Genomic DNA, 23,978 nt, shown 5'->3' with positions numbered 1-23,978 from the left:
CTCAGTCCTTCCCTCCGAGCAGAAGCTCTAGGTAAGAGCGTCTCTCAAACCGCTCTACTCCAAGAGACTTTAGGACCTCCCTAAGTTCCTCAACAGTGGATTCAACCTCCTCTCCGTCCTCCACTAACTTTTCCATCTCAACGAACTTGCCGAGGTTCTCCACCTCATCGAGGGCTATGATAATCCCCCTGTCGTAGTAGTACTTCTCGCGGACCTTTGAGACCGTGAAAACCGGCCTGAAACCTAGGGAAGTTAGTATGCATTCGTGGCCCTTGGGGTTCTCAATCTGAACTTCTACCTCCTGGCGTGTCTTGGAAGTAGGGTCAATCTTGGGGCCTTTGTAGGTCAAAAAAACCTCAAAATGGCCATCGAACTTCCTCCTTCGTATCCTCAGTGCCTCATCCGTCTCGGAGAAATCTCTACAGGGATGGGCAAAGTACTTGTCCTCCTGATACTCCCGCCTTATAAGTTCAAATCTCTCCCTGACCCTTTCGAAGACATCCTCGTCAGCGTAGCCTTTGAGTTCCACCTCTATCATGGTTGATCCCTCGTCTTAATGCGCTGGTATTAACTGGGGATAATAGTTTTTGGGGTAAAATAAACTTTTCCTTGAGGGATCTTGGGGGATTTCCAAGTTAATGGAGCAGAACGAAAAGGTGGGAGAAAAGAGAAGGCCTCACGGGGTAAGGTTCATCGGCCCAAGCTCCTCGAGGAAGTGCTTGGCGAACTCGATTGTCTTATCGATGTCCCTGAGGTCTGCGGTCTCGACCTGACTGTGCATGTAGCGTATCGGTATGCTGAGAACGGCGGTTGCAACACCTTCCCTCGCCATCTGTATGATGTTTGCGTCGGTTCCGGTCGGCCTCGGGCTGGCCTCGACCTGAAGCTCTATGCCGTACTTCTTGGCAACCTCATCGGCGAAGGCGCGAACCTTCGGATTGATGTTCGGCCCGACTGCGTCCATGACCGGCCCGCCACCGAGCCTCGGAACGATTTTGCCCTTGTCGCCGACCTGCTTGGCGAAGGTGACGTCCATCGCTATGCCTATCTCCGGGTTGATTGCGTAGGAGGCAACGTGAGCACCGCGGAGTCCAACCTCCTCCTGGGCTGAACCAACAAAGTAGATGTCGGCCTCTTGGTTCTCTAGCCTCTTGGCAGCCTCAATCATGGCGTAGAGGCAGACCCTGTCGTCGAGGTACGGGGTGGCAATCCTGTTCTCGTTGAGCTGGACGAAGGCAGGGGCGAACTCGCCGACCGTTCCAACGCGGAAGCCGAGCTCCTCAGCTTCTTCCCTGCTGTCGGCACCAACGTCAACGACGATGGTGTCCCAGTTCGCGGCCTTGCTCCTGTCCTCGGGCTTCTGGAGGTGCGGCGGTATGTGGCCGACAACTCCAAAGCGCTCGCCCTTCTCGGTGAAGAAGCGGATTTTCTGCGCAACCAGGGTTCTGGGGTCAACGCCGCCGATGGGAACGAGATGGAGGTAGCCCTCCTTGTCTATGTGGTTCACCATGACGCCTATCTTGTCCATGTGGGCCGCTATCATGATCTTCGGTCCAGAACCCTTCTTGTGGGCTATGACGTTGCCGAGCCTGTCGACGTAGACCTCATCGACAACCTTCTCAAGCTCCTCCTTAACGACGTCCCTTATTCCCAAGAACTCGTAGCCGGAAACTCCCGGCGCTTCGACAACCTTCCTCAAAAGCTCCATGTCAACCATGGCTTTCGCCTCCTTTAGATTTCCATCTGAATGTATTTGGCTGACTTAATAAGGTTTGCGAAAATGGAAACGAAACGGAAGCTCGGGGATCACCCAAGGAGAACCTGAAGGTAAGCCTCCTCACCGGGTTCGAGGTGCTCCACCTCCCAGATCACCGCACCGTCTTCAACCTTCGCCTCTCCTTTAGTCGCCCTCACCTCAAGGGCGCTCATCTGCCTCTCAAAGCGGAAGTTCTCGAGGCCCTTAAGCCTCGGTGCCTTAACCTTGACGAAGTAGTGGCGATCTATGGTCTCCTCCTGAACCAGCGGCCTGAAGAACGCGAGGTAGGATGTACCCGCGAAGAGGATCCCCGAGATGAGGAGTATAACGGCAAGTGTCCCATGGCCCCCTGGCGGCTCCTCCGGAACGGTCGTGGTGTTGATGGGTGGGGTTATTGTTGGGGACGGGGTTGTTGGGGGGGTAGTGCTCGTTTCGGTCGGTGAGAGGCTTGGCGGTTGGATCGTCTTGGCAGTAGCGGATACACCGAGGTAATTGCTGTTCTCTGCGTTTAGGATGACTATACCGTAGCCGGTTTTCTTCAAGTTTATCAACGCCATTCCGGAGGAGTTAGTAACTGAGTAGTCCCTGCCGAGTGCCCCAACCGCCTCTACTGTGACGTTAGGAACAGGAAAACCGGCTGAATCAAGAACTTCAATGATGAGTCTGCTCCCGTTCTGCTCGTAGGAAAGCCTCAGCCCCCTCACTTCAACAGGAATGCGGACTATCTTCCCATCGAGGTCAAGGGTTACTACGTATGTCCCGGGCTCCGAAACGGGAACGTTCAGCCTCCCATCGTCGCCCGTTGTCAGCGTGGTGTTGCCGATGGTGACGGGGATGCCACCCACCCCCGAGCCGGTTTTGTTATATACGAAGACGCTTATCTCACCGTCCTTGAAGCCCACCCTGTATCCAAGGTGCCGCCTGTAGACCTCAAACGTCTTCCAGGCTTCTTTATAGGCCCCGCTGAAGTTGGCCCAGAGGTACACCTCATAATCTCCAACAGGGAGATTGCGCAAGAGGATCCGCTGTGTCCAGATTTGGTTGGGCTTTACAAAGGTTACCGTGGTTCTGTTGAAAACTGTCCCAGACGGCCCGAGAACGTAGTAGCCAACACTACCACTTAGAATTCCATTCGACTCGGAAGCTATCCCGAGCTTCACCGTGATGGGCTTCCCAATCAGGTAACGCTCCTCGCAGTCTATGGATAAGGAATAGTCCGTTATCATCTTCACCTTCACAAAAACGGGGGCCTGGCTGTAAGTGCTGTTGTGGCGGGCCACGAGGAGGAGCTTATACTCACCGAGGGCAGTGTTCAGAACCTTGAGGGTTAGGGTGCCGTTGTAGTCACCCCCTGGAGGAATCGGGTCTGAAACGAGGGTGCTCTGATAGAGGAAAGCCCCAGCGGGACCTGTTAGGTAAACAGTAATGTTCTCAAGGGTTTCATTCCCAAGGTTAACCAGCCTGAATGGAACAACTATGGTATCCCCTGGGAGGGCCGTGAAGTTGTTGTTTAGGGGCTCTATGGAGAAGACTGCATTCTCCGAAGCGCTGACGGCTGAAGCAAGCAAGGATATCGCTGTAATAAGGAGTATTAGATAAACCCTACGTTTCACGCTTTATCACCCCTATGAGGGAACTCTGCTTTTCCGTGATTTCATCAAAGGTCAGATAATCCTTTGTTTGAACATCGAGCTTATAGTTTTTGCCCCTCTTCTGGAGGCTCTCAGGGTAGAAGAAGCGCCAGCCTCGGTTTATGAACTTGACCGCTATTACAGCCTTCCCTCCAAAGCGTTTGGAGAAGGAGACAAGCTTCTCGTAGTCCTCCTCGCTGAAGTACAGCCTCTCATCGTGGGTGCTCTTAACCTCTATACAGAGGAAGACCTTCCCGTTTCCTGCGATTATGTCAACCTTCTTGCTCCCAGCCGAGCGGACGACGGCAAAGCCGGTATTCTCAAGCATCTTTATCAGTTCTCTTTCCGCGCTTGCACCGGTTCTGTACCTCATTGCTCACCCTCCTCATCAATTGTCCGGTTAGGTTTATAAGTCCTGTCGGAGAGGCCACTTTGGTGGTGCTCATGGCGGTTTATGAACTCGGAGAAAAAAAGCCAAAGATCCACGAGATGGCCTTCATTGATGAGACTGCTTCCATTATAGGGGATGTCGTTTTGGAGGAGAAAACCAGTGTCTGGCCTTCAGCGGTTCTCCGCGGTGATATAGAGCAGATTTACATCGACTGCTGCTCTAACGTCCAGGACAACGTCAGCATACACACATCCCACGGCCTTCCCACCAAAGTCGGGAAGTACGTTACCATCGGCCACAACGCCGTCGTACACGGCGCAACTATCGACGATTACACCATCATTGGCATGGGCGCGATAATCCTCGATGGGGCAAAGGTGGGGAAACACGTCATCATAGGAGCGGGAGCCTTGGTTCCGCCGGGCAAGGAGATACCCGATTACAGCCTCGTTGTCGGCGTTCCAGGAAAGGTCGTCAGACAGCTCAGCGAGGAAGAAATCAAGTGGACGAAGAAGAACGCTGAGATCTACATGGAACTTGCCGAGAAGCACCTTAAATCAAGGAAGAAGATCGAGTGATGATCAATGCTTCACCGTCTGCTCTCGCACGTTCCCCATATACTTTTTAAACCAGTCTATGACCTCTACGAGAACTACCTTTTTGAGAAGGTAAAATCGGGTAAATTACCGAACCACGTGGCCATAATAATGGACGGGAACAGGCGGTGGGCGAGGAAGCTTGAGAAGCCGCCCTGGTACGGGCATTTCTTCGGTTCCCAGAAACTGGAGGAGATCCTCGAGTGGTGCCGTGAACTCGGGATAAAGACGCTCACGGTTTACGCCTTCTCCACAGAGAACTTCAGGAGAACACCTGAGGAGATAAACGCCCTCATGAACCTCTTCGAACAGAAATTCAAAGAGCTGATGGTGGATGAGAGGGTTCATAAATATGGTATGAGAGTGAACATCCTCGGGAGGAAGGAGCTCTTACCTGAGAACGTTAGGAAGGCCGCTGAAGAGGTTGAGAGGGCAACTAGAAAATATATGAACTACATACTTAACATTGCCATAGCCTATGGCGGGAGGAGCGAAATAGTCGATGCGGTGAAGGACATAGTGAGGGACATCGAAGCTGGTAAGATACGCGCTGAGGATATCGACGAGGAGCTGGTAAAACGCTACCTCTACTATCCTGAAATGCCCGACCCGGATATCGTCATTAGAACCGGGGGTGAGGAGAGGATAAGCAACTTCCTCCTCTACCAGATAGCCTACAGCGAGCTTTTCTTCGTCGACGTCTATTTCCCGGAGTTCAGGAAGATTGACTTTCTCCGAATCATCCGCGAATACCAGAAGAGGCAAAGGCGCTTTGGGAGGTAGCTTTTCTGGATTGGGACCTTGGCCTGCCAGAACGACCCTTTTTAAAGTTTTCCGCTAAAGCTTATTAACGTTGAGTCCGACTTCTCAGCGGTGGTTGAAAATGGGATACGGCGAGCTGAGTCCAAAGATTAAGAGAGTCTACGCGCAGGTCAGGTATCTCGATGATTACCACTGGGAGATACGGGATGACAGGATAACCGGAACACACAAGAAGAGCAACGTGAAGGTCATCATAGACGTTGCCAATGATAAAGAGCACGCCCAAGAGCTTGCGGAGAAAGAAAAAGCCGATGGGATAAGGATAATCGCCATCCCCGATAAGAGCGTCTTCTTTATCCACAATGGAGCCTTTATACTTACATACCGCTACATAAAGGCCACCCTCGCCGACATAAACGATCACATAGTCTGGAGCGGTTTCAGGGTAATAGAAGAGGATGGAAGGCTCATCCAAGAAGACTTCTATGAGTACCTCGGAGGGGCGCTCATCGACCACATCAAGAGCAACATGCTCGCCGGCCAAGACTACGCCTTCTGGCAGTTCTACAGGTGTGAAATCTGCGGAAAATATGTCGATGTCGAGAGCCTCGAGAGACACCTCAGGGGGCATGGGATCAAGCACCACGAGAAGAGCGAGGAGCGCTACGAAGTTTTCGAGATAAACTTCCACGACGGAAAGCTCCACGACAAATATGGAAAAGAGGTTAAGAGAGAGGAACTGAGCGAAGAGGCCAAGGACTTCCTGGAGGAGATAACCTCCGGGTCCGGTGGGTGATATGGCAAAGATGGATCTCTTTGAGATATTCAAGGGAGGAGAGCCTGCTCAAGGCACCAACATAGCGGCTATCTACGACGCTTACTCCTCCGCTTGGCAGATCCTCTTCTTATTCCTCAGGAAAGCTGTTGAAAACGACTACTTCACTGTGGTCTCGAACTACAGCGTTCCACTGATGAGTTTCATGAGAAGGGGTAGAAGCGTTGGCCTCGACCTTGAAAAAGCCTTAAGAGAAGAAAAGATATCTATCATAGACGTCTTCGGCTCCCGCTACGCAAAGCTTGGATATAATCTGCCCGGTGTGTTCTACCTCGATAGGGTAGAACCTGAGACCATAAACCCCAGGGTGGATAAAATATACTACGAGATCCTTGAAGAGAAACTTCGCTCAGAAAAATCCCTCCGCATGATACACACACTCGATGGAGCGGCCGTAATGCTCGGGGAGGATAACACCTTGAGACTTCTCAACCAGACGGTTGCGACAAAGAGCGTTAGATCCCAGAATTCTAACCTCATACTACCTGTCAACGCCGACATGGTGTCGCGACGCTTTGTGGCGTGGGTCTCAAACCTCAGTGACTACGTTCTGCTCGCGAAGTCGTGGATTCACGAAGACCACATAAAGGAGTTTCTCTATCTGCTAAAGGCTCCCCATGCAGACTTCGAACCAGCGGTCTATTCTATGACGGTGGAAAGGGGAAGAAAGAGGGTAACGCTCGAAAGGGTCGGATTAACCCCTGAACTTAGGCCTCCTGCTGAGGAGGAGCGGTAGGGGCCTCGGCCTGTAGGGGAAGCCCTCGGTATGGCCTTTTACCTCCTTGATTAGATCCCCGAGCTGCATCTCGACCTGCTTTCCGTCGCTCCTTCTCCTTATCGTGATGGTGTTCTGCTCCTTCTCGTTCCTTCCGACGACGACGATGTACGGTACCCACTCCTTCTCTGCCTTCCTTATCTTCTTGTTGAGCCTGTCACCGGTATCATCGACGTCTGCTCGTATTTTGGCCCCCTCGAGCTTCCCTGCCACGTAGAGCGCGTAATCCATAACTTCTTCGCTGACCGGGATAACCCTGACCTGTATCGGGCTGAGCCAGAGCGGGAAGGCCGGTTTTACCCCCTTGGCCTGGAGCTTGGCCTGCTTCTCAAGGATGGCGTACATGACGCGCTCGATGGCACCGCTCGGCGAGCAGTGGAGTATGAGCGGGTACTGCTCCTTGCCTTCCTCATCATAGTAGGTTATGTCAAAGCGCTCCGCATTCTCGACGTCGATCTGAACGGTGCTTAGAGCCGCCGCCTTGTCGAGGTTGTCGACGAAGTTGAACTCGAACTTGAGGATAAAGTAGAAGAATCTCTGGTCCCACATCTCGATGAGGACTGGCTTGCCGATTATATTCACCAGCTCAACGATGAAGTCCCTGTTCTCTTCCCAGAAGTCGCGGGTGAACCTTATTGCCACTTCATAATCCTCAGGTGTAAGTTCAACGCCCCTGAGAACCTCCATGCTGAGCTTGTACTGCTTCTTGAACTCGTCCATGGCCTGCTTGAGGTCGCGAGCGACGGTGTGCATATCGGGCATCGTAAAGGCCCTGAGCCTCCTAAGGCCGCTCAGCTCACCACTCTTCTCGCGCCTGAAGGAATACCTAGTAAGCTCGTACATCCTTAAAGGAAGGTTGCGGTAACTTATGGTCGCGTCCTTCTTTATTAAGAACTGGCCGAAGCAGGCCGCGAACCTAAGGAAGAACTTCTTGTCGCCGCTCTTGACGACGTACTGTCTGGCAGGGAACCTGTTCAGGTACTTCTCGAGCGCAGGGTGCTCAAAGTCATACATAATGGGGGTCTCAACCTCCATGGCACCGTACTCAATGACCTTCTCGGTGACGTACTGCTCGAGGAGGCCCTTTATCAATCTGCCCTTGGGATAATATCTGAGGTTTCCACCGTCGCTTCCAGGTTCGTAGTCCACAAGCTCGTGTTCAAGCATGAGCTTAACGTGAGGCGGCTCCCTGTCAGCGACCCTGTTCTTACTTATTTCGTAGTTAGCAAACTTCCTGAGGTTCTCGTGCCCGGTGAAGTCGAACTTATCAACCTCTATAAGCTCGCCCTCCGGGGTGAGAACGTACCAGTAGCTCTTTAGTTCCTCCTCTTTTTCAAGGGCTATGTTGCGTTCCTCCTCGCTCACCGCCTCTCCGCTCGGGACTACCGTCCTGCTGAGTTCAGCTAGCGGGTGGCCTTTGCAACTCAGCTTGAACGCCTTGTAGTAACCAAAGGGGGCGCGTTTTACCTCAAAGCCCTCCGCCTTAAGCTTCTCCTCAACCCTCTGGAGAACTTTGAGTGCAACGTCCGGCTTCGCCAGCTCGCTGCTCAAATGGGCGAAGGGGTAGACGAAGACCCTCTCTACCTTGACTTGTGAAGCGACACCCTTGATTTCCGCGACGGCTTTCCAGATAACCTCATCAGGGTTTGACTCATCGACCTTCTCAACGCTCATAAAAACAACAAGAACCTCGTCAAGCCTGCCTTTCTTCTGCTCGTCGCTTATCGGCTCCGGGTTTTTCAGGGCCTTGTCTTTGACCTCATACTCGAGGTAGTCGGAGTGTATCAGAAGCATTCTCATCTCAATCACCACCTTGGGCTGTGCACGAATTACTAAAACTTTTTCCCTTCCCTTATAAATCCTCCCGAGGCCAAAGGCTTAAAAAATCCGAACCGGAACTTTAGCGGAGGTGGGAGGATGAATGAGAGGAAGGTAAAGCCAGGGGACATAGTTCTTCCCGGTGATTATCTAGGTGTAATCGAGGAGTACTTCCCAGGTGATGGTGTCAAAGAGGAGAACGGAGAGTTGTATGCAATCAGAGCAGGTACGGTTGTAATCGACGGGGAGAGGATGGAGATAAGCGTCGAACCCCTCACGGACACACCACCCCTTCCAAAGGTTGGAGACGTCGTTATAGGGCAGGTTATAGAGGTAAAGCCGCAGACGGCGATAGTCCAGATAATCCGTATAGAGGGCAGGGAAAACGACAGGGAAGTAGCGACCTCCAAACTGGCAGGTATCCACATATCACAGGTCGATGAGAGCTACGTTGAGGGCATGCTCAACGAGTTCAGGATAGGTGACATGGTGAGGGCGCGCGTCATCGCCGCGGAGAAAAGTCCGATACAGCTCTCCACAAAGGGCCCTGACCTTGGCGTCATCTATGCTCTCTGTACTAGATGCAGAACCCCATTGGTGAGGCGCGGTGACAAACTTGTCTGTCCGCGCTGCGGCCACGTTGAGACGAGGAAGCTCTCATCCATGTACCGGAGGGTGAATCCCTAATGGCGAGGGCTAAGAGGGTCATAACGATCCACGTCCGTGACGACAGGGAGAAGGAGGAGTTCATGCGGGAACTCCAAAGGCTGAATTTATCCGCCTTCATCTACGTTCACGGCAAGCTCAACGACCTCAAGATAAACGTCCAGGGAACGAAGGACGAGATACGCGAGACGATACGAAGAGTAAGGGAGATACACAACAAGGTGAGTGCAAAGCTCTATCCGGACAGGCGGGGGCTCTATCGCTACACGGTGGACGACCTCCTGAGAGAGGCTAGCGCGAGCGTTTCGACGCCGATACTGGTCAAAACCCTCAAACTGCTAGGGGAAACAGTGGAAACCAGCGAGGGAGAGCTTGTAACGTCCCTTCCATGGGAAGAGCTTGTAGAAGTAGCAGGAAAACTTGGGGAAGCACTCTCCAAAATCTCGCTCAACACCACGAGGCAGATAAGGGAGGTCGTTCTCCCGGTTGCTGTTGCTTTCAATCTCGACCCGGAGGAGGTAACAAATATTCTCATTGACCTTGGCGCGGCCGAATGGAAAGAGGATAAGTTTAAATACGAACTGGTGAAGAACAAGGAGCAGGCCATGGAAATCCTGCTTAATCACTTAAAGGGTGAGGAAAATGAAGATCGAGGTCATCAAGCGTGAGGAAAACGTCCTTGAGTTCTACCTTGAGGGTGAGGACCACACCTTCGCCAACCTGCTCAACGAGGTGCTCCACGAGAACGAGCACATTACCTTTGCGGGCTACACCATTGAACACCCGGTTCTTATGGCCAGAAAGCCGAAGTTCCGCGTCGTCACCGATGGCAAGATAACACCGGAGAAGGCTCTGGAGGAGGCGGCCCAGAAGGTATTCGACAGGTCCAGGGCCGTTCTCGAAGCGTGGAAGGCTGCGCTGAGCGAGTGATTTTTCCTATTTTCGGATTCTCGGGGATGTGGTGACCTTGCAGTACAGCAGGGACTTCACCGACAGGGGGCTTGCCAAGCTCGGCGATTCCCTCGTCAACTTCACATTTTCCCTCGCTTTAAGTGAGTATCTGGGAAAACCAACCGGAGAGAGGGTTCCCAACGCGTCCCTAGCCATCGCCCTTGAGCTGGCGGGACTCAGATCCATTATCCCTCCAAGGACGGACAAGCATGGAAAGGGGGACGTAGCGGAGGCCCTCTTCGCATACTCGTGGCTTGAGGGAAGGATAACCGTTGAGGAAGCCGCTGAAATCCTAAGGAATAACTTCACGGAGGATGTCACTCACTTCTCAAGGAAAAAAGAGGCCGTTGGAAAGGCCTTCACGGAAGTCTACCGTGTGATAAAAGAGAGACTGGAGCTATAGGCTCGTCAGCAGTTCTATCAGGCCGGTCTTTGTCGGTATCTTGGCGAACTTCTCGGGATTCTTGACCTTGAGCAGTATCGGCACGTCCCCGAAGAGTCTGAGGACCTTTCCAAAGGGTATCCTACCCTCCCCCGGAAGGAGGTGGAGGTCGCCAACGCCGTAGGCTAGGGCATCCTCAGGCTCAACCTGCGGGAAGAGCTTTCCGAAGTTGTCGTGTATCATCAGTATTATCGTCTTGTCGGTTCCGAGCTTCACATCTTCAAGAAGCTTTTCGTCGTTGCCCTGGGCGCTGAGAAAGGCATGGGCCACATCAAGGGCGAAGCCAACGTTGCCCCTGTCAACGTTGTCGACGACGTAAAGCGTATCCTTGACGCTGAAGGTGTTCTCAAGGGCTATCTTCATTCCGAATGGGCCAACCATGTCGGCGAGCTGCTGGATGGCCTCTATCTCAAGGTCCAGCCTGCCGGTTCTACCGCTCTGCATGACTATCACTCTGGCACCGAGCTTTATGGCAACGTCCGCAACTGCCTTCGCAACGCGGAAGTGCCTCGTGTAGTAGATGTTATCGCGCAGGTTGACGGAGGTAGGCATCCTAACGATGTAGTCGATTCCAACTCCCTTGAGGGTTGTCTCAACGTTCCTCAGCTTCTTCTCAACAACGATGCCGTTCTTTATCAGGCCGAGGGTGTGGGGGAATATAGAGACGAAGTCGTAGTTCTTTATCTTTATGTCCGCCAGTACAGAGGCCAGCGTTTTGTCCTTAGCGATGAAGTGTGGGTAAACCGTAACCCCTATCTCCATTACCATCACCTTGGAGGGAATTGGCGGCCGAATATAAAAAGCTTAGCAAGGGAACCCTTAAAAGCCGGGAGCGTAAATCCCTCCGGGTGAGTGAATGAAAGCGGACATATGGAAGTACGTATCCGCGGTTCTGATACTCCTGTTGGCGGTATCTAGTGCGGCCGTGGTTTTGCTCTATGAGCAGAACTCCGAGCTCAAATCCTACTCCCCCACGAACTCAACCAACATATCCCCCGTCGTTGTTGAGACATCCCTCAACTCAACCTGCAACGACACGGCTTACAGGCTCCAGATAGAGGAACTCCAAAGCCAAATACGCTTCCTCCAAGCACAGTTAAGGACAAAGAACGCCCCAAAGGGCAACACGACTATAGCGATAGTTCCGATTTTTGGACTCATAGACGATTCCACGGCACTCCACGTTATCCCCCTCCTTAGGAGCATTGCGGAGAATGATTCCATAGGCGGCGTCGTCCTCTGGATAGAGAGTCCCGGCGGCTACGTGGGTGCGGTCAGGGAGATATACTCAACCGTGAGAAAGCTTGATATGATAAAGCCGGTCGTTGCTTACACCGGTGGTATGGCCGCTTCGGGAGGGTATTACATAGCGGTTGCGGCGGATAAGATAGTTGCCGACCCATTGGCGCAGGTCGGAAGCATAGGGGTTATATATGTCCACTACGACCTCCAGAAGAACTACGAGATGAACGGCATAAAGGTCGACGTCTTCAAGACGGGCCCCTACAAGGACATGGGAGCGGAGTGGCGCGGCCTAACCGCGCAGGAGAGGAAGATAATAGCGAACCAAGTAAACACATACTTCCAGGCCTTCCTCAGGGCGGTCAGCATCGGAAGGAACATGCCCCTAAATGAGACGAAGGAATACGCCACCGGAAGGACATGGTTCGCCATCAACGTCACAGGAAGCCTCGTTGACGAGACCGGAAGCATCGATGATGCCGTTGATTTGCTCTCCAAGATGCTCAACGTCACGAACCCACGCGTTGTGGTCTACAACGGTGGCCCACCCTCTAACTTCGGGATATTTGGGAGCACCGCACTCCTCCTCGACCCGCGCTATGTAAACGCATACATAAGGGGGTGAGGGTTTTGCTCTGCGAGGAGAAGCTGAAGGTATTTGAGAACGGCTTTGAGGACGGAAAGTTCAACCTCAGGATTGAGTTCTACGGCAGGGATGCCAGAAGGCTTCTCCTTGCAATCATAAGGGAGCTTTACCTTCCGGACTACGGAGAGGACTACGTTTACCCCTTCGAGTGCGCCAAGGACTTATGGGGAATCCCGATGGAAGCGGGGGAGATTGAGGCGGAGGATTTCAGGCCGAGCTCAGTAAAGTTCACCAACAGGAGCGTTTTGAACCGGCTTGAAAATGCCCTTGAAGGGATAGACGCTCCAGAGGAGATCAAAGAGGCCATAGACCTAAACAAAGTCGAGATTCACAAACTCCGGAAAGATTTATTGGCCCTCGGGAAGAATTTCATCCTCCTTGAGAAAGGCTACCTCCTCATCTTCAACAAACCTTCGGCGAGGGGGCTTATACTAAAGTACCTGGGGATGCTTGATGGAGCTTGAAGCGGCTATCTGGCTTTCCATTTCCCTCATCATACTCTACCTTGTCTGGGAGACGATAAGTCCAATAATCTCCCCCATAATCATAGCTTTAACCCTCGCCTATATCCTCTACCCTCTCCACGAAAGGCTCTCCTCAATGATTGGAAACAGAATCTCAGCCTTTACCCTCACCGGTGTTTTAACCATCATCACGTTCCTTTTCATAATAGGCTACGCCCTCTGGATAAACGACGTCAAGCAGTCCCTAGCTTACTACATCAACGCCTTCTTCCAGTGGCTCCTCGGGTTTCACCTCCCCATGGCAATCTATGACCTGATCCAGCGCCTCGCGAAGGACATCCCAAAGAGGTTTGAGGGGTACGTCCTTGGCTACACCTACTCACTTCCCAAGCTCTCCTTCCAAGCCGTCGTCATGCTCTTCGCCTTCTACGGCGCCCTTGTTAATGCAAGGGGGCTCAGCGAGGAAGTTCACTCGCTCATTCCGCAGGGGAACCGCGAGCTGGCCCTAAAGCTCATGGGGAGCACGGAGAAAACACTTCATAGTATCCTACGCGGCTGGCTCGCCTTCAGCATCCTCAAGGGAACGGCCATTGCCGTCGGCTTCTACGCGTTCTCCGTATCCTCTGCTGGGGGGGCCATAGCGGTGGGCATCTTTACGGTCATCTTTGAACTCCTGCCCGTTATCGGCGGCTGGATGATATGGCTCGCCGGAGCGGTTTATCTGTTCACCTCCGGCCATGCCTTGGTGGCTTTGGCCTTCTCCGCCTACAGTGCAGTTTTCGTATCGCCGGTTCCGGACTACCTGCTCCGTTCAAAGATGGGTGAAAGAGAAACCGGTATCAACTCCTTCATAAGCCTCGTGGGGATCTTCGGCGGTTACCTTGCCTTCGGCATAGTCGGGATAATCCTCGGTCCTGTCGCGCTCTCCCTCCTCGGAACCCTTCTAGAAGAATGGAAGAAAACGAAGGAGCTTAAGGCCAGAACCTCCTCATGAATGTGGCCATCTTCACGGCATCGGCCGTTTCCCTAACGTCGTGGGTTCTGATGATGTGCGCCCCGTTGAATACCGCTATGCCCGTAGCAGAGAGGCTCCCCGCCAACCGTTCGGCAGGGTCTTTTCTACCCGTTATCGCTCCGATAAAGGACTTCCGCGAGACTCCTATGAGTATCGGTCTCCCGAGGATTTTGAGGGCGTTGAGGTTCGCTAATATCTTGGCGTCCCACTCGTACCAGGGCGGCCAATCCGGGCGGAGAAAACCGATGGCCGGGTCAACGGCAACTTCTTCAATCCCATTCTCCCTTGCAATGGTCAGACTATCCTCGAGAAAATCGATAACCGTGTGAACCGGGTCACTGAAGTCCCCAACTTCACCGTGGGCGCAGGCTACCACCGGTACTCCGTGCTCGGAGGCCACTTTGGCCATGTCTGAATCCCCCTTCAGGCCGGTCACATCGTTGATGATGTCCGCACCTGCTTTGAGGGCCTCCTCCGCAACCCTTGCGCTCGTCGTGTCTATACTTATTGGAACGTCTACCTCCTCTCGTACGGCCTTCACGGCCCAGATCGCTCTTCTTATCTCCTCCTCGACAGAAATCTGAGTCTCTAAGTAGGGAGCCGTTGACTTTGCCCCGATGTCGATGAAGGCCGCTCCCTCCTCAACCATCCTAACTGCCGTCTTCACAAGCTTTTCCTCATCGTTCCTGACGCTCCCCTTGTAGAAGCTCTCGGGCGAGACGTTGATGACGCCCATTATCCTCGGTTCACTCAAGTCAACTCCGGCGAACTTCATGTTATCACCGGGCGATGTTGGCGCTGGGTATAAAAAGGTCTTTCGGGAAAGAGGAACGGTGGTGCTCATGATAATCCTCACTCCAAGGAGGCTTCACCTTGGTCTCATCGACCCTTCAGCGGTTCTTGGAAGGCGCTTCGGGAGCCTCGGCGTGGCCCTTGAAAACGGCTACGAGGTTGAGGTTCTTGAGTCAGACTCGAAGGAGATAGCGGCCGAGGGTGAAGACAGGAAGACGATAGAGGCCGCTCTCAGGAGGATGAACTCCGCCTACGGAACTGGGATGAACTACCGTGTGGAGGTTAAAAGGGCCATTCCGAGGCATATAGGTCTCGGCTCGACAACCCAGCTAAGTCTCGCGGTGGGTCTCGGGGTGGTGAGGCTCAGAAACCTCAACCTTTCTGTGGAAGAGCTTGCAAAAACCCTTGGCAGGGGCAGAAACGGCGGGGCCGGCGTTTATTCCTTCGCTTACGGCGGCTTCGTCATAGACGGCGGAGTAAAGGGTGACTTTCCACCGCTGATATTCCACGAGGACTTTCCTGGGGAGTGGGCTTTCCTACTGATACTCCCGGAGCTTAAGCCCGGCCTTGACGAGGAGGAGGAAAATCCGGTGATGGCAGGGGTTCCAGGAAAACCAGAGGCCGCGATGGAGATAAGCCACAGAATCCTGCTCGGCCTGCTCCCGGCGCTCAAAGATGGGGACATCAAAGCCTTCGGGGAGCACCTCACGGCGATCCAACGCCTCGTGGGGAAGCACTTCGAGGACTACCAGGGCGGCGAGTTCCGGGAGGATGTGAAGCTCATCCTTGATTTCCTGATCGAGAAAACCTACGGAGCAGGGCAGAGCAGCTGGGGTCCGACGGTCTATGGCCTCATACGAAAGGGAGAGTTCCAGCGGCTTTCCGAGGAGGCACACGACTTCCTGAAAGAACAAGGATTTAGGGCCAAGGTTGAGCTTGGGCTTCCGAGGAACGCCGGGGCCGAGGTGATAGGGCAGAACACCTTTTTAAACCGACTGATAAGAAATGTGGCCGGGGGAAGAGAATGACCCTCGACCGTTTCATCAAGGTCAAATACAAGGAGAACGCGGAGAAGGTTGAAGTGCTCGTAGGCCACCTGCGAGAACTGGGCATATACTGTGCCCGGACTATAGAGGAGCGCGTTGATCTCCAGTTCGACGCCCTCAGAAACCTCCACAGCAACCTCAACGACGACGAACTCTTCATCAAGCTCGTGCTGGCCAACTCTATAGTGAGCTATCAGCTGAGCGGGAAAGGAGAAGACTGGTGGTGGGAGTTCTCGCGCTATTTTTCGGTCAATCCCCCCGAAGGAAGCATCATTGAGGCATATGCCAGTTTTCTCCCCGCTTCACAAACTAACAGGCGCCTCGTTCCAGGAAAGCTCAAACGGCTTGAGAGGCTTCAGCCGTTCCTCAGCGAGCTTGACCTAAGGGCGCTGAAGGGCTACTACTTCAACGGGATGGAGGGACTGAGAAATGAACTTTCCAGGGTTCTCGGTTCAAAGAGGAACGCCAAGACCATAGTCTTTGCCGTCAAGATGTTCGGCTACGCAGGCAGGCTCGCCTTCGGCGAATTCGTGCCCTACCCAATGTCTATCGAAATCCCGGACGACGTGAGGATAAACGCCTACACAAAGCGCTTCACGAATGAACCTCCCGTGAGCTTCTGGAGCAGAATCGCCGTTGAAACCGGAATCCCGCCGCTTCATATAGATTCAATTCTCTGGCCCGTCCTCGGCGGAAAGGGGGAGATCATACGGCGCCTGCGCAAAAGATGCGATAAAGCGCCCCTAGTTCTTAAACTGGCGGCCCTCTGAGGTTTCACAACCTTTGGTTTTTAACCATCATAAAGAAAAACATTTTATACTCTTCTTCAGAGTTTCGGCCAGACCAATACGGAGGTGTTAAATGTGTGGTGGGGGTTTAAACTCGAGCTTAAGAAGGGGATGCACACCAAAAAGCTCTGGGCAGTGCTCCTCATCATGCTCCTGTTCTACATGCCGGTCGTTTACGTTCTCAAGCAGGGAATGAAGGGCGGCGGCGAAATGAGCGGCGAAGCGGCAATGTCGTTAATGATACAGTTCATCACGGGAATGTCCATGTTCTTCCTTGGGATAGTGGCCATCGTTATGGGTGCCACCGCGGTCAACAAGGGGATAGAAGAGGGAACCATACGCGTCGTCCTGAGCAAGAAGATAAGCAGGCTGAGCTACATCCTCGGAAAGTTTTCGGGCCAAGGTGTCGTGTTCTTTGCCGCGGTCCTACTGGCGGTCCTCGTTGCCCTGGCCGGACTGGCATACGTGGGTGTTAGCCTGACGGGAAAGGTGTTTGGTGACGTCTTCCTTCTGAACATCGTGCTCTTCATGGTGATGGTCGAGTTCCTTGCCCTCGGCTACGTCCTCTCGACGTTCCTAAAGTCCTCGGGTTCGGCCCTTGGCGTTGCCCTTGTTGTGTTCTTCATCATCTATCTCGTCCTCCCCATCTTCGTCCAGTATGAGGTGTACACCCACGCTCCGGGGGGCATCTCAGACCAGGGGCTACGCGACATGAAGGCGGACTACTACACCAAATACCTGTTCTACTCCCCGACTGCCCAGGCCGAGGTCATAACCTCCTACGTCTCGGACTACAAGGTTGTTCAGAAGACCGTGAATACGCCGCAAGGCACGAAGACCTATGCAACAAACCTCCCTATATACCGGGGAGTTGGCTACGCGATAAAGGAGCGTTGGATTAACTTCCTGCTCCTCATCATCATGTCGCTAGCGTACCTTGCAGTGGCAGTCGTCCGCTTTGTCAGGATGGATTTGAGGTGATGGCGATGCTCGTGGTAGAAGATTTGGTCAAGGTCTACGGTGACGTCCGCGCCCTCGACGGGTTGAGCCTCGAGGTGAAGGAGGGGCAGATCTACGGCTTCCTCGGACCAAACGGGGCTGGGAAAAGCACGACCCTATTGAGCACCCTTGGATTGGTATATCCCAACTCCGGGAGGATAAGTCTCCTCGGAAGGGAGGTCTTCCATAACGGCAAGTTCAACAAGGGGGCGCTCCTAGAGGCGAAATCCAGAATTGGCTACATGCCGGAGCACGCAACCCTCTGGGACTTCCTGACGCCGTACCAGACCCTCGAGATCTTGGCGGACTCCTTTGATATTCCACGGACGGAGAGGAAGGAGAGGATAAGGGAACTCCTAGAGACCGTGAACCTCTGGGAGGTGAAGGACAAGAAGGCAGGCAAGTTTTCGAAGGGCATGAGGCAGAGGCTCCTGCTCGCTCAAGCTTTGATAAATGACCCAGAACTCCTCATTCTGGACGAGCCGATGAGTGGTTTGGATCCCAAGGGCATCGCTGAATTCAAGGAGATCATAAAAGAGCAGAGAAAGGCCGGAAAGACGGTCTTCTTCTCAAGTCATATCTTGGCCCATGTCGAAGAAGTCTGTGACACGGTCGGCGTCATCGTTAGGGGCAAACTCCGCGTCGAAGGGAACATAAACGACATCAGAGAGAACTTCCTGAGGAAAGCCGGCTATCTCATACTCCTTGAGACGACGAAGCCGGTGAGCTTTGAGGGCGTTGACTGGGAGGTCGAACGGGTTTCGCCGACGAAGTACGGGATAAAAGCGCCCAGCGACATAAGGGAAGACGTGAACGACCTCGTTTGGAGGCAGGGGGCTAAGATACTCCAGCTCATGGTTCGCGTACCTAGCCTTGAGGAGGTCTTCTTGAGCTTAGTGAAGGAGGAGGGCTAAACCTCGGCCCTCTCAAACTCCTCCCTTCTGTCGAGCGGTTTGGTCGCGTCGATGCCCCACTTGGCGGTTAAGCTCTTGGTTGCAGAGGGGTCGAGGGAGCTTCCCCTCGCGTTCGGAACCACCACTAAGTCCTTATCAGCCTGAAAGCGCGTGGCTATTGCCCACTCCACATCACGGTCGTCGTAGATGTTGATGTCCTCGTCAACAACAACGACGTGCTTGAGGCTTGGATGGCCGGCGAAGGCCGCCAAAATCGCGTTTTTACCATCTCCCTCGTGCTGTTTGGTTATTGAAACTACGGCGTGAAGCCACATCGCCCCGCCTTCCGTTAAGCGAACGCCGTGGACCTTTGGCACGACACGCTTCACGCTCGCGTATATCTGCGGCTCTTTCGGAAGGCCCATTAGCATGAAGTGCTCGTAGCCGCCGGGAAGAAGGGCATGGAAAACCGGTTCATCGACGTGGTACATCCTCTCAAAGACGACCAGCGGCTGCTTTCTCACGTAGTCGTAGGTGCCGGTTATATCCACGAACGGCCCCTCGTCAACTAGCTCCGGCATTAGCCCAGCCTCGAAGACGAACTCTGTCTGAACCGGGACAGGGATACCATGGAGGTCTACCACCTCAAGGGGCCTTCCAAAGGCCCTCTCACTCATCCTGCTGGCTATTTCAAGCTCGCTGATCCCGTAGACGGTGCTCGTCGCTCCAGCTAAGAGTAGATGAACGGGGTTTCCGACGATGATCCTAACGTCAAGCTCTTCCCCGTGCTCGGCTTTGTCCTTCCACATTGAGTAGAGGTGCCTCGGGACGAGCCTTATTGAGGCAGCCTTCTCGTCACGCACCATTATCCTATGGAAGGAGGCGTTAACGAAGCCGTTCTCGTCCTTCGCTACGACCATCGCCGAGGTGAAGTACTGGCCGCCGTCCCTAGGATAGTACTTGGGAACCGGAAGCTCCAAAAGGGAGAAATCCTCCGTCGAGTTCTGGAGGAACGGGGCATCACCAACCGTTTTGCATGGAGAGGGGTTCCCCATAGTGTCGGCTATGAAGGGCATCAACTCCATAACGGAGAGGTTGAGGTAGCCCGCTATTCTCTCACGGGTGCTCCAGATGTTGCCGGCAACGCTCCAGCCATCCACGTCCTCGAATAGGACGGGCCTGTCATGGTATCTGAGGAGGTAACGGGTGACCTCAAGCTCCTTACTCACCGGCTTTTCAATCACAACGGTGTCGTCAAAGCGCTCCAGTATCTCCCTCAGCATCATATCACCTTAAGTTGATGTTCCAAAAGGCCTATAAAGCCTTTTTCCAAACCCCCAGCGATTGGCCATGCCCATGGTTGTCCTTAGGATTCCAGACGGTTCGGCACTGGTGAGGATTGAGAAAGCCGATCCCCAGCTTTATTTCAAGATATACGAACTGCTGAGCTACCGCCGGGACTTCGGGAAGTGGGACAAACCCGAGAGCCTTTACGACCCCTACGAGAAGACCTTCCCGGTCGGGCTTCTCCCGAGGGTTAAGAAGTTCCTCAAGGGTAAGGGCTACCGCGTCCGCGTGAAGGACAAACGCCAGGTTAGAGGGGTAGGACTTAACTCCAAGTGGAACGAAGGTTACGTTATGCGCAGGTACCAGGAGCGCGCGGTTAAGAAGGCATTGAAAGAAAAGATGGGTGTCCTTGCGCTCCCCGTTGGCAGTGGCAAGACGGTTGTTGGACTGAGGATAATCCACGAGATAGGCCTCTCGACGCTCATCGTCGTCCACACCAAGGAACTCCTCTACCAATGGGCGGACAAGGTTCGCGATGTCCTCGGTGTTGAGCCTGGTATAGTAGGAGACAACCGCTGGGATGAAGGAGAAGTAACGGTGGCAATGATACAGACGCTTCTCTCAAGGGGTGCTGACAAGCTCCAGAACGATTACGCGGTTCTGATGTTTGACGAGTGCCACAGGACTTCTGCCGCAGATAAGTTTTATCAGCTCGGTCTTTCCCTCCCACAGGTCTATCGCTTTGGTCTCTCCGCCACACCGTGGAGAAGGGTTCGTGGAGAGGAGATAAAGATTGAGGCAGTCGTTGGCCCGACGATATTTGAGGTTAAAGCTGAGGATCTGATTAGGGAGAAATTCCTCGCGAAGCCGCGCTTCGAGGTTATAACATACGAGTCCATGATGCTCTCCTTCAGCGAGCGATACAAAGAGCTTTACGAGGATCTCGTGATGAACAACGAGGAGAGAAACAAGGTCGTGGTTGAGAAAGCAGTTGAACTCGCGGGAAAGGGCCACCGCGTCCTAATCGATGTCAAACGCATAGAGCACGGCAAAATTCTGAAGAAGATGCTCGAAGAAAAGGGGATAAAGGCCGAGTTTCTCAGCTCCCAGAGTTTAGACAGATGGGAGATACTGGAGGCCTTCAAAAACGGTGAGATACCGGTTCTAATCTCTACACTCCTTAAGGAAGGTGTTGACATACCCGAGATTTCGGCGATAATCCTCGCGGGCGGCGGCAAGAGCGATATAATGACGATACAGACCATAGGCCGTGCTTTGAGACCAAAAAGGGGTATGAAGGCGGTTATAGTTGACGTCCAGGACGACGATCCCCTTCTCTTCACCCACTTCATCGAGCGACAGAAGGCGCTCAAGCAGTACTACGGAAAATACTATGACAGGGAAATGCAATTAAAGCTCGAGGAGAACGTCCCCAAAAAGGGCCGCCCTCGTAAGCGCTCTTGAGTAGCTCCCAAAGATATCACGTTTGGCTTTCTGAAGGCCTCTCTCGTCGGTTTTGAAGGACACCTCTGGATAATCAATGCGCCACAGTACAAGGCCCTCCGGTGGAGCTGGCGGGACTTTTTTAGTGTATTGCCCCTTGAGCATTCCCTCGATTTCAGTGGATTCCATAAGGCCGAGCCCGCAGAACCTCATCGCGTTCACCATTCTGCGCGCCATCTCCCAGAGGAAGCCCTTCCCCTCGATTTCGATAATGTAATAACCCCGTCTTTCCTCAATCTCAAACCGCTTTACCCTTCTGACGGGGTTCTTCTCTGGTTCGAGCCTCGCAAAGGCCGAGAAGTTGTGCTCCCCCACGAAGAGCCGTGCGCATTCCTCCATCCTCCCGCTGTCAAAGCCCTCGTCCACGAGGTAGTACCGGTAGATCTTCGACTTTGCCCAGAAGCGCGGGTGAAAATCATCCGGAACCTTTGCAACCCCGAGAACCCATATGTCACGCAGGTGATGGTTGAGAACTTCGGGGCGGGCAAGGCCGGGCCTCTCTCTGGGGATGAAAGAGACGACGTTGAAGAGGGCCGAAACGCCTTTGTCTGTCCGTGAGGCACCTTTAAAGCCCGAACTTTCCGCGTCTTCGATGATACCCAGCTTGGTGAGAACCTCCAGCAGTTCACCCTCAACAGTCCTTACGTCAGGCTGTCTCTGGAAGCCGTAGAATGCGGTTCCATCGTAGGCTACTCTTAGAGCGAGCTTCATGGCCGATGGTTCTCGACGGGGTATAAGTGCTTTTCCCCGACGGATGGACGAATTTTTTTACAAAGAGCAAGTTTATCTTTGGACAAAATCCCAAAAGGAAGGGGCAAAGCTGATAAACAGCTGAAGAGAGCTTTCGTTGGGGGTGATAACATGGAGGGAGTGTTTGATGAAGAGGTGATCTCAAACGTGACGAACTTTGAGATAATGCTCGTCCTGATGGAGAAGAGAGAAAAGGGAGCGACTCAGAGATACGGCTCGCTGTAGAAGGGAGCCAGGAAAAGCTCAAAGACAGCAACGGGCATCTCAAGGCCCCAGTTCTCAAGCACGGCCGGGTGGATTTCCCCTATGAGACCTATTGCCTTCCCATCAACCACTATTTTCCCGGCCCTTCCCGGGGTGAAACTCGGGTGCTCGACCTCTTCCAGCCTGTAGGAGAAGCCCAGGTGGTGTATGACTGAATCTAGTATCTCCTTTGCCTCGGTGAATGTCACGCGCGGGTGGGCCAGGGCTACCGCCAGCTTGCTCTCGCTTACCGTCTTCGTCTCCCTGCTCTCGTCGATCAGCGTCGCCTTTCCGACCTCGAAGAGCCTCTGGGGGTACTCCTCGTGGGTGTTCTGGCTCAGGAAGTCAAGCAGGCTCGGTATGAGCCAGGCCCTAAGGGCGGACCACTTGGGACTTATCGGGTTCTCTATCTCAACCAGCTCCCCCGGTGGGTGGTTGAAGTAGTCGCTGCACTCCCCCTCTCCGCAGGGAAGGTTCATCTTTGAGTACTGCGCCTCCCTGTTGGTGAGGTTGAAGGTCATGACCTCCTGGAGGCCGTAGCCGACCATCAGCTCCCTGACCGCGTCCTCGAACTCGACGAACTTGTCACCCCTGCCCTGGACCGCCAACTCCGGCTCCTCCGGCTCAATCTCGTTGTAACCGTAAGCTATGAGAACATCCTCAAGGACGTCGCGGGCGTGCATTATGTCGTCGCGGAATGCCGGATAGAGGAGCTTTGCCTTACCGTCCCCAAGATTAACTTCGTACATCATCTCCTCGAGGAGGTCTTTGATCTCTTCGTTGCTCAGCTCAAGGCCGGCCAGCTTTCTTATGTAGTCCAGCTCGACCTCGAAGCTCTTTGGTGTCAGGTCTGGCGCTTCAACCTCGAAGTCAGGATAAACGACTTTAACGCTCTTTATCCTGCCGCCGCGCTCCGCCAGGGCGGTAACGACGACGTTGAGGGCGAGCATAATCTTCCTCAGATCCCAGCCGGTGACATCCACGAAGACGTTCCTCGTCCCGGTCGTCACCCTCCCGGTTATCTCGGAGTTGATGATAGGCGGCATCGAGAGAACTTTTCCTTCGGAATCAATGAGGAGCGGGTAGTATGGTTTGTCCTTAATCAGATGCCCGTATTCTTTCCCTTTCTCGTGCTTCTCAAGTATCTCCCTAAGCGTTAGCTCCTCATTAAAGCCTAGCGGAATGAACTTCTCGGTTTTCTCGGCGGCACGGTAGTAGATCGGGGACTTCACCTTGTCGAAGTCGAAGATGCCTATCGCCACCTCCCTTCTCCTTCTACCGAAGGTTAGGGCAACCTTCTCCTGGAGGTTTATCATCTGCTTGAGGGCCTCCTCGTCGAGGTGGAGACCTTCAACGATTGCGTAGACACCGTAGGGACGGATGTTCTTCAGCTTTTCATCGACGTAAACTATCACATCACTCTTCTCCACTTCATACTTCGGCAGGCCCCTCTCCATGCCGAGTGCCCACTTGATCTGCCTCGCTATCCCCTCGGCACTCCAGAGGTCGGGCCTGTTGGTATCCTTGGAGTCTGCCTTGAAGTAGATTTCACCGTTCTCCTCCCAGGAGTCGTCCATTTCGCACTTGGCGTATAAGAAGAGGTCCTCCCACTCCTCGACGGTGAAGCTCTTCCCGATGAGCCTCTCAAGGTCGGACTTTGAAACGTCGAACTTTGGCATGGTATCAC

Annotated in this window: 26 protein-coding genes; 16 read left to right on the top strand and 10 right to left on the bottom strand. The window is 53.6% G+C overall.

Annotation, left to right across the window (positions count from 1 at the left end; genetic code table 11):
• Window position 1 precedes the first annotated feature (1 nt).
• The 4 genes from cyaB to hjc form a co-directional block, all read right to left on the bottom strand.
• The gene (gene cyaB / locus MV421_RS04405) at window positions 2-538 is read right to left on the bottom strand and encodes a class IV adenylate cyclase (RefSeq protein WP_297517916.1); all 537 of its coding nucleotides are present in this window, start codon (window positions 536-538) and stop codon (window positions 2-4) included.
• Between the two features lie 138 nt (window positions 539-676).
• A complete protein-coding gene (locus MV421_RS04400) occupies window positions 677-1,717 on the bottom strand; it encodes a M42 family metallopeptidase (protein WP_297420405.1) in 1,041 nt (346 codons plus the stop codon).
• Window positions 1,718-1,806: 89 nt separating this feature from the next.
• Window positions 1,807-3,369, bottom strand: coding sequence for a hypothetical protein (locus MV421_RS04395; RefSeq protein WP_297503840.1), 1,563 nt, complete (start codon window positions 3,367-3,369; stop codon window positions 1,807-1,809).
• A complete protein-coding gene (hjc, locus tag MV421_RS04390; protein ID WP_297420410.1) occupies window positions 3,359-3,760 on the bottom strand; it encodes a Holliday junction resolvase Hjc in 402 nt (133 codons plus the stop codon). The genes MV421_RS04395 and hjc overlap by 11 nt, the downstream gene beginning before the upstream one ends.
• 71 nt (window positions 3,761-3,831) lie before the next feature.
• Here hjc and MV421_RS04385 point away from each other — a divergent pair, with 71 nt between their 5' ends.
• The 4 genes from MV421_RS04385 to MV421_RS04370 all read left to right on the top strand — a co-directional run bounded on the left by MV421_RS04385 (window position 3,832) and on the right by MV421_RS04370 (window position 6,707).
• Window positions 3,832-4,356, top strand: a complete 525-nt coding sequence (locus MV421_RS04385; RefSeq protein ID WP_297517937.1) for a gamma carbonic anhydrase family protein — start codon at window positions 3,832-3,834, stop codon at window positions 4,354-4,356.
• Window positions 4,357-4,362: 6 nt separating this feature from the next.
• Window positions 4,363-5,157, top strand: coding sequence for a polyprenyl diphosphate synthase (gene uppS / locus MV421_RS04380; RefSeq protein ID WP_297420413.1), 795 nt, complete (start codon window positions 4,363-4,365; stop codon window positions 5,155-5,157).
• A gap of 100 nt (window positions 5,158-5,257) precedes the next feature.
• On the top strand, window positions 5,258-5,932 hold the full coding sequence (locus MV421_RS04375; protein WP_297420518.1) for a TBP-interacting protein: 675 nt from the start codon (window positions 5,258-5,260) through the stop codon (window positions 5,930-5,932).
• Window position 5,933: 1 nt separating this feature from the next.
• Window positions 5,934-6,707 carry a hypothetical protein gene (locus tag MV421_RS04370; protein ID WP_297420416.1) on the top strand — a complete coding sequence of 258 codons (774 nt, stop codon included), beginning with the start codon at window positions 5,934-5,936 and terminating at the stop codon, window positions 6,705-6,707.
• Here the strand turns inward: MV421_RS04370 and MV421_RS04365 are convergent.
• A complete protein-coding gene (locus MV421_RS04365; protein ID WP_297517934.1) occupies window positions 6,666-8,546 on the bottom strand; it encodes a threonine--tRNA ligase in 1,881 nt (626 codons plus the stop codon). The genes MV421_RS04370 and MV421_RS04365 overlap by 42 nt on opposite strands.
• A gap of 117 nt (window positions 8,547-8,663) precedes the next feature.
• Between MV421_RS04365 and MV421_RS04360 the strand changes: the two genes are divergently transcribed.
• From MV421_RS04360 to MV421_RS04345, 4 genes are read left to right on the top strand one after another with little or no spacing between them, the layout of a single operon-like run.
• Complete coding sequence (locus tag MV421_RS04360; protein WP_297420423.1) at window positions 8,664-9,251, top strand: exosome complex RNA-binding protein Csl4; 588 nt, start codon at window positions 8,664-8,666, stop codon at window positions 9,249-9,251.
• A complete protein-coding gene (locus tag MV421_RS04355; protein ID WP_297420427.1) occupies window positions 9,251-9,898 on the top strand; it encodes a DUF2067 family protein in 648 nt (215 codons plus the stop codon). The genes MV421_RS04360 and MV421_RS04355 overlap by 1 nt, the downstream gene beginning before the upstream one ends.
• A complete protein-coding gene (locus tag MV421_RS04350; RefSeq protein WP_297420428.1) occupies window positions 9,873-10,160 on the top strand; it encodes a DNA-directed RNA polymerase subunit L in 288 nt (95 codons plus the stop codon). Before MV421_RS04355 ends, MV421_RS04350 begins: the two co-directional genes overlap by 26 nt.
• Window positions 10,161-10,197: 37 nt before the next feature.
• Window positions 10,198-10,584, top strand: coding sequence for a ribonuclease III family protein (locus tag MV421_RS04345; RefSeq protein ID WP_297420520.1), 387 nt, complete (start codon window positions 10,198-10,200; stop codon window positions 10,582-10,584).
• Here the strand turns inward: MV421_RS04345 and MV421_RS04340 are convergent.
• A complete protein-coding gene (locus tag MV421_RS04340) occupies window positions 10,579-11,385 on the bottom strand; it encodes a sugar phosphate isomerase/epimerase (protein ID WP_297420522.1) in 807 nt (268 codons plus the stop codon). The genes MV421_RS04345 and MV421_RS04340 overlap by 6 nt on opposite strands.
• A 94-nt stretch (window positions 11,386-11,479) precedes the next feature.
• Here MV421_RS04340 and sppA point away from each other — a divergent pair, with 94 nt between their 5' ends.
• Genes sppA through MV421_RS04325 form a run of 3 tightly spaced genes read left to right on the top strand, consistent with a single transcriptional unit; the run spans window position 11,480 to window position 13,969 of the window.
• Window positions 11,480-12,490 (top strand): signal peptide peptidase SppA, encoded by a 1,011-nt coding sequence (gene sppA / locus MV421_RS04335; protein ID WP_297420430.1) that lies wholly within the window; start codon window positions 11,480-11,482, stop codon window positions 12,488-12,490.
• Window positions 12,491-12,495: 5 nt separating this feature from the next.
• Entirely contained in the window at window positions 12,496-12,975 is a 480-nt protein-coding gene (locus tag MV421_RS04330) for a PH1570 family protein (RefSeq protein WP_297420433.1), read from the top strand.
• Window positions 12,965-13,969: an AI-2E family transporter gene (locus MV421_RS04325; protein ID WP_297420435.1), complete on the top strand. Its 1,005-nt coding sequence runs from the start codon at window positions 12,965-12,967 to the stop codon at window positions 13,967-13,969. Before MV421_RS04330 ends, MV421_RS04325 begins: the two co-directional genes overlap by 11 nt.
• Here the strand turns inward: MV421_RS04325 and folP are convergent.
• Window positions 13,947-14,765: a dihydropteroate synthase gene (folP, locus tag MV421_RS04320; protein WP_297420439.1), complete on the bottom strand. Its 819-nt coding sequence runs from the start codon at window positions 14,763-14,765 to the stop codon at window positions 13,947-13,949. The two genes, MV421_RS04325 and folP, sit on opposite strands and share 23 nt — an antisense overlap.
• Window positions 14,766-14,832: 67 nt before the next feature.
• On the opposite strand from folP, the gene MV421_RS04315 reads away from it, so the two are divergent.
• The 4 genes from MV421_RS04315 (at window position 14,833) to MV421_RS04300 (ending at window position 18,529) form a co-directional block, all read left to right on the top strand.
• Complete coding sequence (locus tag MV421_RS04315; RefSeq protein ID WP_297420525.1) at window positions 14,833-15,810, top strand: beta-ribofuranosylaminobenzene 5'-phosphate synthase family protein; 978 nt, start codon at window positions 14,833-14,835, stop codon at window positions 15,808-15,810.
• Window positions 15,807-16,598 (top strand): N-glycosylase/DNA lyase, encoded by a 792-nt coding sequence (locus MV421_RS04310; RefSeq protein ID WP_297420442.1) that lies wholly within the window; start codon window positions 15,807-15,809, stop codon window positions 16,596-16,598. The genes MV421_RS04315 and MV421_RS04310 overlap by 4 nt, the downstream gene beginning before the upstream one ends.
• A 93-nt stretch (window positions 16,599-16,691) precedes the next feature.
• A complete protein-coding gene (locus MV421_RS04305) occupies window positions 16,692-17,597 on the top strand; it encodes an ABC transporter permease subunit (RefSeq protein WP_297420445.1) in 906 nt (301 codons plus the stop codon).
• 5 nt (window positions 17,598-17,602) lie between these two features.
• The gene (locus tag MV421_RS04300; protein ID WP_297420528.1) at window positions 17,603-18,529 is read left to right on the top strand and encodes an ABC transporter ATP-binding protein; all 927 of its coding nucleotides are present in this window, start codon (window positions 17,603-17,605) and stop codon (window positions 18,527-18,529) included.
• Here MV421_RS04300 and MV421_RS04295 read toward each other — a convergent pair.
• Window positions 18,526-19,791: a UbiD family decarboxylase gene (locus tag MV421_RS04295; RefSeq protein ID WP_297517913.1), complete on the bottom strand. Its 1,266-nt coding sequence runs from the start codon at window positions 19,789-19,791 to the stop codon at window positions 18,526-18,528. The two genes, MV421_RS04300 and MV421_RS04295, sit on opposite strands and share 4 nt — an antisense overlap.
• A gap of 73 nt (window positions 19,792-19,864) precedes the next feature.
• Here MV421_RS04295 and MV421_RS04290 point away from each other — a divergent pair, with 73 nt between their 5' ends.
• A complete protein-coding gene (locus MV421_RS04290; protein ID WP_297503646.1) occupies window positions 19,865-21,259 on the top strand; it encodes a DEAD/DEAH box helicase in 1,395 nt (464 codons plus the stop codon).
• Here MV421_RS04290 and truA read toward each other — a convergent pair.
• Window positions 21,206-22,009: a tRNA pseudouridine(38-40) synthase TruA gene (gene truA, locus MV421_RS04285; protein WP_297517910.1), complete on the bottom strand. Its 804-nt coding sequence runs from the start codon at window positions 22,007-22,009 to the stop codon at window positions 21,206-21,208. The two genes, MV421_RS04290 and truA, sit on opposite strands and share 54 nt — an antisense overlap.
• A gap of 242 nt (window positions 22,010-22,251) precedes the next feature.
• Window positions 22,252-23,970: a phenylalanine--tRNA ligase subunit beta gene (pheT, locus tag MV421_RS04280; protein WP_297420454.1), complete on the bottom strand. Its 1,719-nt coding sequence runs from the start codon at window positions 23,968-23,970 to the stop codon at window positions 22,252-22,254.
• Window positions 23,971-23,978: the final 8 nt, after the last annotated feature.

The organism is Thermococcus sp., from assembly GCF_027023865.1.
In the GTDB taxonomy this organism is placed as follows: Archaea; Methanobacteriota_B; Thermococci; order Thermococcales; family Thermococcaceae; genus Thermococcus.
This window is presented reverse-complemented; position numbering and strand designations above follow the sequence as displayed.

Excerpts from the sequence above, each read along its gene's own strand:
- MV421_RS04315 (WP_297420525.1), top strand. The coding sequence starts at position 14,833 with ATGATAATCCTCACTCCAAGGAGGCTTCACCTTGGTCTCATCGACCCT.
- uppS (WP_297420413.1), top strand. The coding sequence starts at position 4,363 with ATGCTTCACCGTCTGCTCTCGCACGTTCCCCATATACTTTTTAAACCA.
- MV421_RS04340 (WP_297420522.1), bottom strand. The coding sequence starts at position 11,385 with ATGGAGATAGGGGTTACGGTTTACCCACACTTCATCGCTAAGGACAAA.
- hjc (WP_297420410.1), bottom strand. The coding sequence starts at position 3,760 with ATGAGGTACAGAACCGGTGCAAGCGCGGAAAGAGAACTGATAAAGATG.
- sppA (WP_297420430.1), top strand. The coding sequence starts at position 11,480 with ATGAAAGCGGACATATGGAAGTACGTATCCGCGGTTCTGATACTCCTG.
- MV421_RS04360 (WP_297420423.1), top strand. The coding sequence starts at position 8,664 with ATGAATGAGAGGAAGGTAAAGCCAGGGGACATAGTTCTTCCCGGTGAT.
- MV421_RS04355 (WP_297420427.1), top strand. The coding sequence starts at position 9,251 with ATGGCGAGGGCTAAGAGGGTCATAACGATCCACGTCCGTGACGACAGG.
- MV421_RS04310 (WP_297420442.1), top strand. The coding sequence starts at position 15,807 with ATGACCCTCGACCGTTTCATCAAGGTCAAATACAAGGAGAACGCGGAG.
- MV421_RS04370 (WP_297420416.1), top strand. The coding sequence starts at position 5,934 with ATGGCAAAGATGGATCTCTTTGAGATATTCAAGGGAGGAGAGCCTGCT.
- MV421_RS04375 (WP_297420518.1), top strand. The coding sequence starts at position 5,258 with ATGGGATACGGCGAGCTGAGTCCAAAGATTAAGAGAGTCTACGCGCAG.
- MV421_RS04295 (WP_297517913.1), bottom strand. The coding sequence starts at position 19,791 with ATGCTGAGGGAGATACTGGAGCGCTTTGACGACACCGTTGTGATTGAA.
- MV421_RS04300 (WP_297420528.1), top strand. The coding sequence starts at position 17,603 with ATGCTCGTGGTAGAAGATTTGGTCAAGGTCTACGGTGACGTCCGCGCC.
- MV421_RS04400 (WP_297420405.1), bottom strand. The coding sequence starts at position 1,717 with ATGGTTGACATGGAGCTTTTGAGGAAGGTTGTCGAAGCGCCGGGAGTT.
- MV421_RS04325 (WP_297420435.1), top strand. The coding sequence starts at position 12,965 with ATGGAGCTTGAAGCGGCTATCTGGCTTTCCATTTCCCTCATCATACTC.
- pheT (WP_297420454.1), bottom strand. The coding sequence starts at position 23,970 with ATGCCAAAGTTCGACGTTTCAAAGTCCGACCTTGAGAGGCTCATCGGG.
- folP (WP_297420439.1), bottom strand. The coding sequence starts at position 14,765 with ATGAAGTTCGCCGGAGTTGACTTGAGTGAACCGAGGATAATGGGCGTC.
- truA (WP_297517910.1), bottom strand. The coding sequence starts at position 22,009 with ATGAAGCTCGCTCTAAGAGTAGCCTACGATGGAACCGCATTCTACGGC.
- MV421_RS04365 (WP_297517934.1), bottom strand. The coding sequence starts at position 8,546 with ATGAGAATGCTTCTGATACACTCCGACTACCTCGAGTATGAGGTCAAA.
- cyaB (WP_297517916.1), bottom strand. The coding sequence starts at position 538 with ATGATAGAGGTGGAACTCAAAGGCTACGCTGACGAGGATGTCTTCGAA.
- MV421_RS04290 (WP_297503646.1), top strand. The coding sequence starts at position 19,865 with ATGGTTGTCCTTAGGATTCCAGACGGTTCGGCACTGGTGAGGATTGAG.
- MV421_RS04350 (WP_297420428.1), top strand. The coding sequence starts at position 9,873 with ATGAAGATCGAGGTCATCAAGCGTGAGGAAAACGTCCTTGAGTTCTAC.
- MV421_RS04385 (WP_297517937.1), top strand. The coding sequence starts at position 3,832 with ATGGCGGTTTATGAACTCGGAGAAAAAAAGCCAAAGATCCACGAGATG.